The organism is Agathobacter sp. LCP21S3_B2, assembly GCF_052118705.1.
GTDB lineage: Bacteria > Bacillota > Clostridia > Lachnospirales > Lachnospiraceae > Roseburia.
Window position 1 is genome coordinate 61126 of the sequence record NZ_JBQKGQ010000016.1, and the last position, 9131, is coordinate 70256.

Here is a 9131-nt window from a genome sequence, read left to right on the forward strand (position 1 = left end):
AATGGCTTATACGAGCGTCAAAATATCGGCAGATTCGAGCAGTTATCAATCACAAATGAAATCGGCAGCATCACAGATGAAAGTCCTGTCTGCGGAATATACGACAGCAGCAACAAAAGCAAAGTTGTTCGGTTCAGAGACAGACAGCCTCAAGGCAAAAGCCGAATCGCTCACTCAAAAGATAACAGTGCAAAAGAACATTGTGAAGTTAAACAGTGAGCAGCAGGAGAAATTGACAAAGAAACTGTCAGACCAAAAGACAAAGCAGGAGGAACTCAAAACAAAGATTGATGCTGCAAAAGAGGCTTACGAGAAATCGACAGCAGAGACCGGAAAGAACTCCGAGCAGTCAAAGGCACTCAAAGAGGAACTTGACAAGTTAGAGAAAGAGTTCACTGCAAATGAGACAGCAATCGGAAAGACGGAGAATGCACTTGCGAATCAGACGGTAAAGACGGAAAAGTCAAAAACCGCCCTCATGAACATGGAGGCAGAACTGAAAAATGTCAATGAGCAGTTAAAGGACAATAAACTTGAAAAATTTGCGACCGCTTGCGATACGGCAGGAACAAAGATGGAGAGTTTCGGAAAGAAAATGTCGGTTGTCTCTGCCGGAATTGCGGGTATTGGTGCAGCATCAATCAAAGCATTCACGGAACTTGACGAGGGTTATGACACCATAGTGACAAAGACCGGAGCAACCGGAGAGGCACTTGAGGGATTGACAAAGTCTGCGGATAATGTTTTCGGAACAATGCCGGAGGATATGTCAACGGTAGGCGAGGCAATCGGAGAAGTCAACACAAGATTCCACACAACAGGAACGGAACTTGAAAAGACCTCAAAACAGTTCATACAGTTTGCATCAATCAACGGAACAAATGTCACACAGTCAGTCGACCAGGTTGACAAAATCATGAAAGCGTGGAACGTTGATGCATCACAGACGGGGAATCTGTTAGGATTACTCACGGCAAAGGCACAGGAGACCGGAATCTCCGTTGATACGCTTGAATCAAATGTACTTGATAACAACGCAGCATTCAAAGAAATGGGTCTGTCATTGCCTCAAGCAATCAATTTGATGGCTCAATTCGATGCAAACGGTGTTGATTCAACTCAAGCGATGGCGGGTCTTAAAAAAGCATTACAGAACGCCACATCAGAGGGAAAATCAATGGACGAGGCGTTGTCAGAGACAATCGGCAGCATCAAGAACGCAAAGACAGAGACCGAGGCGATGCAGATTGCAACGGAACTGTTCGGAAAGAAAGGTGCAGCAGAAATGACAAAGGCGATTCGTGAGAATCGAATCGACCTCACCAGTCTGTCGTCATCAATGGAGGAATACGGAACGACGGTCGAGGACACATATAACGGAACACTCGACCCGATTGACAACGCAAAGGTTGCGATGAACAACGCAAAACTGGCGTTGTCGACACTGGCATCCACAGCACAGACATCCGCAGCACCTATGATTGAAAAATTGACCGGAAAGATTCAAGAGTTGACACAATGGTTCACGTCGCTCTCTCCGGCACAGCAAGAAACAGTTCTCAAAGTTGGTCTTGTGGTCGCTGCTATCGGTCCGTTGTCAATCGGATTCGGAAAAGTGGCAAAGGGAATCTCTGACACGATAACGACCGGACAGAAATTTGTGTCCGGAGCTGCAAAGATAATCGCAAAGATTACGGCAAAGACAGCAGCCACGGCAGCAGGAACGGCAGCAGATACGGCAGGAACAGCAGCCACGGCAGCACATACGGCAGCTACAACAGCAGCCACGGCAACAACCGGAGGAATGACAGTGGCACAAACGGCGCTCAATGCAGCTATGAACTTGTGTCCGATTATTTTAATTGTAACACTAATTGCCGGACTGATTGCAGCAGGTGTCGCACTATATAAAAATTGGGATAAGGTCAAAGAAAAACTGTCCGAATTGTGGGGCAACATCAAAGAAAAATTCAATGCAATCAAAGAGACCATCACGGGAGCATTCACGAAAGCGAAAGAGGCGGTCACGAATAAGGTCAAGGAAATCGGTGACAACATAAAAAATAGCACAATAGGACAAGCTGCATCGAAAGTATTCAACGGCGTAAAGGACACGGTTCACAATGTCATGTCGGCAGCGACCGAAACGGCAAAGGAAAAACTGGGGAACATGAAAACCGCCTATGAAGAAAACGGAGGCGGTATCAAGGGCGTTGTTGCTGCCGGATGGGAGGGAATCAAAGGATATTATTCAGCAGGATTCACATTCGTTGATAATTTATCCGGAGGGAAACTCTCTGAAATCAAATCAAAATTCTCTGAAAAGACATCGGAAATCAAAACAAAGGTTTCCGAGGGTTGGGAGAATATGAAAACCGCCGTCACCACAAAAATGACGGAATGGAAAACCAATGCATCAAACAAACTGAATGAAATCAAGTCGAATTTTTCGACAAAGGTTTCGGACATCAAGTCCAATGTTTCGACAGGTTGGGAGAACATGAAAACCACCGTCACCACAAAAATGACGGAATGGAAAAACAATGCATCAAATAAATTGACGGAAATCAAATCCGGATTTTCCTCAAAGGTTTCGGAGATAAAAACGAAATGGTCGACGGATTTCACGAACATAAAGGACAAGGCAACCTCACTCATGGAGACGGCAAAGTCCAATGTTTCAACGAAACTCAATAATATGAAATCCGCATACAGTGAAAAAGGCGGGGGAATCAAGGGAATCGTGTCTGCTACGTTCACAGGCGTAAAGGACACAATGAACTCTCTCATGAGTACGGCGAACACTCTGACAGGCGGTAAACTCGACAACATCAAATCGGCGTTCTCCTCAAAATTAGCGAATGCAAAATCGTCTGCATCATCAGCACTTGACGGGATAAAATCAGCGTTTTCATCAAAACTTGAATCCGCACATTCAACGGTCAATAGTGTGTTAGGAAAAATAAAAGGAGCATTCAATTTTAAGTGGTCATTGCCACATTTGAATCTGCCTCACATCAGCGTAAGAGGAGGCGTTGCACCTTTTGGTATCGGAGGAAAGGGTTCGCTCCCGTCATTCTCGATTCAGTGGTACAAATCCGGTGGTATTATGACAAATCCGACCGTGTTCGGAATCAACGGCAACAGCCTCATGGTAGGAGGCGAGGCGGGTGACGAGGCAATCTTGCCACTTGCAGAGTTTTACAACAAATTAAACAGCATACTTGACAAGAAACTTGATGCAGTTCAGAAATCGCAAGTTGTATATGTGACAAATCACACATACATTGACGGCGACGAAATCGCAAGCAGAACCGTGTCAAAGGTAGATGCGGAAATGGTAACAAATAAACGAAAAGGGAGGTAAAGCAGGGCGATGAAAATAAACGGAATAGACATCAGAAAATATGATGCAAAGCAGTTGACCGCCGATGTGCAGCCTCCCTCTTTTGCTAATTCATACGAATGGTTGACGGGTGCAACACTGCCGACGGAATTTGAGACAGAGGTTCAGATGGGTCATTTGAAACTGTCAATATATTTCAAAGGCAAGGACAGGAACAACATCATCCGTGCTGCATCGGAGTTCATGAGTAATTTCACAAAGGCTTGCAAGATGGAACTTGACGGCTACAAAGGAACATATATCGGATTCATCACATCAAATGACTATGAAAAAAAGAATGTGAAACAGAGGTACGTTGTAAACCTTGAATTTGACGGTTTTTTTGTCGATGACGACCTCTCAATCACATTCGACGGGAAAACCTCTGCATCGTTCTATAAAGTGGGTACAAGAGACGCTCCGTGCATTGTAGAGGTATATGCAAAAAGCACATTGACGAATTACACAATCGCAGGACTGGGAGACGACGACATCATCATTGAGAGTTTAGCAGCAGGAAAGACGGTTGTGATAGACGCAAAGACCGGACTTGTGACAATCGACGGGGCAAATGCATTCGACAAGGTGAACATGTGGACGTTTCCGGTATTAAAGACCGGAGAAACAGCACTCACATTCTCCAACACAAAGGCGAGAGTGACTATCAGATACACGCCTATGTGGATTTAGGAGGTGAGAACATTGCAGATTTTTAATGACAAAAAGAAAAGAATCGGAACATTGTCCGGGTTCAAGGACAGGGAAATCACCACGACACTGGATTCCGGAGACAAAGAGTTGGCGTTCAGTTATCCGACAGCGGGAGCGTTGGTCGACTTGCTAAAAGAAGAATACTATATACGCACCAAAACGGACGAATTTGTTCTCAAAGCGGTCGAAAAAGGTGAACAGTTCAACAAATACACAGCCGTCCTCAACGTGGAGGAATTGGAGGGAACACCGTTCCCGTATGGGTTTGAATCGAATGAACAGACAATCAAAGCGTGTCTTGAGTTTGCGTTCGAGGGTACGGGATGGCACGTCGGAACATGCACGGTCACAAAGAAAAGAACCATTGACGAGCAGGAGAGTGTCACGGCATGGGATGTCCTGCAAAAGTGCCTCACAACATACCGCTGCGAGTGTATCATCCATTCACTAACAAAGACAATCGACATATATGACCGGATAGGCAGCGACAAAGGGTGCTATTTCATGGAGGGGTTGAACCTCCGGAAAATATCATTGAAATCGGACACATACGATTTTTACACAAGAATCTATCCGATAGGCAAGGACGGCATCACGCCGAAATGGTTGACCGGAAAAGATTACATCGACAATTTTCAGTACAGTTCCAAAATCAAGGCGTATGTTTGGAAAGACGAAAGATACACCAACACCACAAGTCTGATTGAGGATGCAACGGCAAAGATTGAGGAGATGTCAAGACCATACAAGGCATATACTGCGGAGGTGGTCGACCTTGCGAATGCGTCAGAGGAATACAAAGACATTCTTTCATATGGAATCGGAGACACGGTCACACTTGTATCAAAGAAAACCCGAACGAAAGAAAAACAGAGGATTGTCAAAATAAGAGAATATCCGGAGACACCGAAAAAGAACACGGTTGAGATTTCCAATGCGAGAAAGACATTTGCAGAGATTCAGAAAGAGGAGACGGCAGCAGCAACCGAGGAGGCAATCTCAATCGCAAACAACAACACGAAAAAGGTGTTGCGGGATGGATATTATACAAAAACAGATGTTGAATCACATATTACGGCAGCGAAAGACGAAATCAGTTTAGGCGTTTCACAGGTGTATGAAACAAAAAAGACTGTATCGGAAAAAGTCGCAGCAGCAGAGAAGAACGCTAATGCAGCGACCGACGAGAAGTTGACAGAGTATTCCACAACGGAGCAGATGCAATCGGCAATCGACATGAAAGCCGACGAAATCAATTTAGGAGTGTCAAAGACCTATGAGACAAAGACCTCCGTGTCGGAGAAGATTACCGCAGCGAATAAGACGGCACAGGATGCAGCCAATGCAGCAGAGAAGAACGCTAATGCAGCGACCGACGAGAAGTTGACAGAGTATTCCACAACGGAGCAGATGCAATCGGCAATCGACATGAAAGCCGACGAAATCAATCTAGGAGTATCAAAAACATACGAGACAAAACAGACCGTATCTGAAAAGGTTGCAGCAGCGGAAAAGAACGCAAATGATGCGACCGACGAGAAGTTGACAGAGTATTCCACAACGGAGCAGATGCAATCGGCAATCGACATGAAAGCCGACGAAATCAATTTAGGAGTGTCAAAGACCTATGAGACAAAGACCTCCGTGTCGGAGAAGATTACCGCAGCGAATAAGACGGCACAGGATGCAGCCAATGCAGCAGAGAAGAACGCTAATGCAGCGACCGACGAGAAGTTGACAGAGTATTCCACAACGGAGCAGATGCAATCGGCAATCGACATGAAAGCCGACGAAATCAATCTAGGAGTATCAAAAACATACGAGACAAAACAGACCGTATCTGAAAAGGTTGCAGCAGCGGAAAAGAACGCAAATGATGCAACTGACGAGAAACTGACAGAGTATTCGACGACAGTTCAGATGAATGCTGCGATAAAGCTAAAAACGGACGAAATAACATCCGAGGTCAACAAAAAGGTGAATGAGGATGATTTCGGAACACTAATAACACAGAATGCATACAACGTCAGAGTTGCATTCAATAAAGGCAGTTCGTACATGCAGTTTGATTCGACAGGAATCACGATGTACACAGGAACTATCACAGACAACACAAAAAGAACTCGATTCGATTACAACGGCGAACATTTTTACCGTGACGGAAATTATGTCGGAAAAATTGGAACGAATACCATGAAAGACAATGACAGTCAGAGAGGACTTGTATTCGATATTGAGTACAACACGGCATATATGTCATGGTCAAATAAAGAATCGCAGAATACAGATGTGTACACGATGAAATGGTCGTACTGCACACAGCAGTGTGGAAATTACGAGGCAAATATGCTACATGCGGGAGCAGACATCAACATGCATTTCTTCAAATTAAGGAATGTAAGTTTTGAGGATGGCTCAATAAGTGGAACGCTAACATTCAAACAACCTTTAGAAGTAGGCAGCGATGGGAAACTTGCAAAGTGGTCAACGGCGACGCTTGAGTTCAAAAGAGGAATATTAGTGTCCGGAACATGGAGCGATGGATAAAACAGGAGGAAAAGAAATGCAGATGAATGACGAAAATATTCAGACAGAGGAAGTCAAACGAGCAGCAGAACCGGAGTACAAAATTCCGGAAGATGCTGCCGACAACTCAAGACCAAACGAGACAGCAGAGGTTGTGACAAGAGAATCAGCAGAGGAGACAAACACGGAACTCTTGCAGAGCATCGACAAGAAACTTGACATGCTACTTGCAGCACAAACAGCAACACAGACGGCAAAGGAGGAATAATCATGAATACACCGATTGCAGTGAGAATTGAATGTGCAAAGGGAGAAATCCTCAATGCTATGGAGACGATACAGAAAAGACATGCATTGCCTCCTTGCATCATGGACGGAGTTTTGTCCTCCGTACTGGCAGAGGTAAGGAGCGAGGCAAAGATTGAACTTATAAACTCCACAAATACAATGATAGCAGAAAAAAATGAGGAACTTGAAAAGGCAAAGAAAGCAGCAAAGAGAGTTCTGAAAACAGAACCGGACGAGGGGCAGGAACAGGATGCACAGGAGAATCCGGAAGAATAAACAATAAACACCGAGAGGAGGTGAGAGCATGGTAGCGTTGACAAAATTGACGACGAACATCAATCTTGAGATGTCCGGAGACACTAAAAGATATTTAGTATCAGCAAAGCAGGGAGACAAGGCAACACGATTCATCATCGCAAGGCTGCTCAACAACGGCGAACCATACGCAATCCCGACAGGGGCAAGAGCAGTCATCAACATTGCAAAACCGGACGGAAAACATGTATATAACACATGTTCATATTCCGGTTCGGATGTGACAGTCGAATTGACAAATCAAGCACTTGCAGCCTCCGGAACGGCGTATTGTGACATCGAAATCCGGACGAGTGACGATTCACAGATTATCACATCCGCATCGTTCACAATGGAGATTGAACCGTCACAGAGGAACGACAATGCGATTCTATCAGCGAATGAGTTCACAGAACTTGAGAATCGTGTCAAGGGTCACATTGAGAGTATTGACAGCACGAATGAGGCAGTCAAGAAAGCAGAACAGGCGAGAGTGACCGCAGAAAATGCGAGAGTAAAAGCAGAACAGGCAAGAGCGACCGCAGAGAATAATCGACAGCAGAATGAAAACACACGCATCCAACAGGAACAGCAGAGGCAACAGGACACCTCACAGGCGGTCAAGAATACGAACGATGCAACGGATGAATCCAGGAGGGCGACAACAGCCTGCAAAGAGGTCACAGAGCGGGCAGAGGACGCATTGCAGAATCAAGAGCAGCTTGAGGCGACATTGAACACGGCGACACAGATTCGACAGGATGTGTCACAGATGCAGACAGCAGTTGCAGAGGCAAAGAAACAGGTCGAGCAGGACAAAAAGGATATTGATGACACGATTCAAAATTCACTGCTTGCATCAGCAGAGAAAATCCTTGAGAGTGTGCAGGACTATTTCAACCGTGCAGAGGCGTTATATTCGAGCATGTATCTTGATTGTGACGGAGAAACGCCGTATCTGCGAACGGTGACACCGGTATTCATTGATGGAGCAACGCCACAGGTCAGAAATGCGAATGAGGGCGTTGATTTTGACGGAGGAACGCCGACCTCCCGACAATTAGCAGTATAATTCCATGATACTGGAAACAGACGGCGAAACAAACACAAAGGAGTGATTGTGTGATATATTCCATAATCACGGAGCAAAGGAGGTTGAACAATGGCAGCAATCAGACCATGCACCGGAACAACAGCAGACTGGAAAGCAGTTGAGGACACTCTGATTCTCAAAGAGAGAGAAATCGGAGTTGAGATTGACACATCCGGTCATTATCAAATCAGACAGGGAGATGGTAAAAAGAAATTTTTTGACTTGCCGATTATCGTCAACAATGCCCGTTATGAGGAAATACTGACATTGACACAGGGATATATGAACACCGTGAACAATTTCAGTAAGAACATGACGGAGGCGACGAACAGTGCAAACGGTGCAGCAACAACGGCAAACAATGCAGCGTCGACAGCGAATGCAGCAGCAAAAGCGTGTCAAGGAATCGTGAACGGTCTCAACACTATGGTTGACACCGTCACAAAGAAATCATGTGTCCTCACGGTTGAGGATGGAATTTTGACGATAAGGGAGGCGTAAAAAATGGCAAGTGGAGACTTGATTGTTAAAGTAGCAGACAAAGACACACTCGACCGCACATATGCGAATACAAACGCAATACTGGCAGCAGTCGGGGAAGATGTAAGAATAAAGGGCGTAAAGCGTTACGGAATGAAAATCAACAAAAATGACAGCAATCCGGCGACACGCTGCACATACCTTTTCGATGCAGTAGGAATGACACCCGCTGCAATGAATTATGGGTCAATCATTTTTCTTATGGGTTTAGCCCCAAATGTTTTAGGTTATCGTCATCCTGCCGCCATCCTTGACAGGTCAAAAAATAAATGCTGTGGGTTAATCACCGACGGC

Annotated in this window: 7 protein-coding genes and 1 pseudogene; all 8 read left to right on the forward strand. The window is 45.2% G+C overall.

Annotation, left to right across the window (positions count from 1 at the left end):
* Nucleotide 1: 1 nt before the first annotated feature.
* Nucleotides 2-3367: a phage tail tape measure protein gene (locus tag ACTQ1L_RS11760; protein ID WP_441367323.1), complete on the forward strand. Its 3366-nt coding sequence runs from the start codon at nt 2-4 to the stop codon at nt 3365-3367.
* Between the two features lie 9 nt (nt 3368-3376).
* Entirely contained in the window at nt 3377-4075 is a 699-nt protein-coding gene (locus ACTQ1L_RS11765; RefSeq protein ID WP_441367324.1) for a phage distal tail protein, read from the forward strand.
* Between the two features lie 12 nt (nt 4076-4087).
* Nucleotides 4088-6643, forward strand: a complete 2556-nt coding sequence (locus ACTQ1L_RS11770) for a phage tail protein (RefSeq protein WP_441367326.1) — start codon at nt 4088-4090, stop codon at nt 6641-6643.
* 16 nt (nt 6644-6659) lie between these two features.
* On the forward strand, nt 6660-6890 hold the full coding sequence (locus tag ACTQ1L_RS11775; RefSeq protein WP_145992658.1) for a hypothetical protein: 231 nt from the start codon (nt 6660-6662) through the stop codon (nt 6888-6890).
* A 2-nt stretch (nt 6891-6892) separates the two neighbouring features.
* Nucleotides 6893-7186: a hypothetical protein gene (locus ACTQ1L_RS11780; protein ID WP_441367327.1), complete on the forward strand. Its 294-nt coding sequence runs from the start codon at nt 6893-6895 to the stop codon at nt 7184-7186.
* Between the two features lie 28 nt (nt 7187-7214).
* Nucleotides 7215-8276 (forward strand): BppU family phage baseplate upper protein, encoded by a 1062-nt coding sequence (locus ACTQ1L_RS11785; protein ID WP_441367329.1) that lies wholly within the window; start codon nt 7215-7217, stop codon nt 8274-8276.
* Nucleotides 8277-8366: 90 nt separating this feature from the next.
* The gene (locus ACTQ1L_RS11790; protein ID WP_441134748.1) at nt 8367-8798 is read left to right on the forward strand and encodes an alanine-zipper protein; all 432 of its coding nucleotides are present in this window, start codon (nt 8367-8369) and stop codon (nt 8796-8798) included.
* 3 nt (nt 8799-8801) lie between these two features.
* Nucleotides 8802-9131: pseudogene (locus tag ACTQ1L_RS11795) on the forward strand (hypothetical protein); the annotation flags it as partial.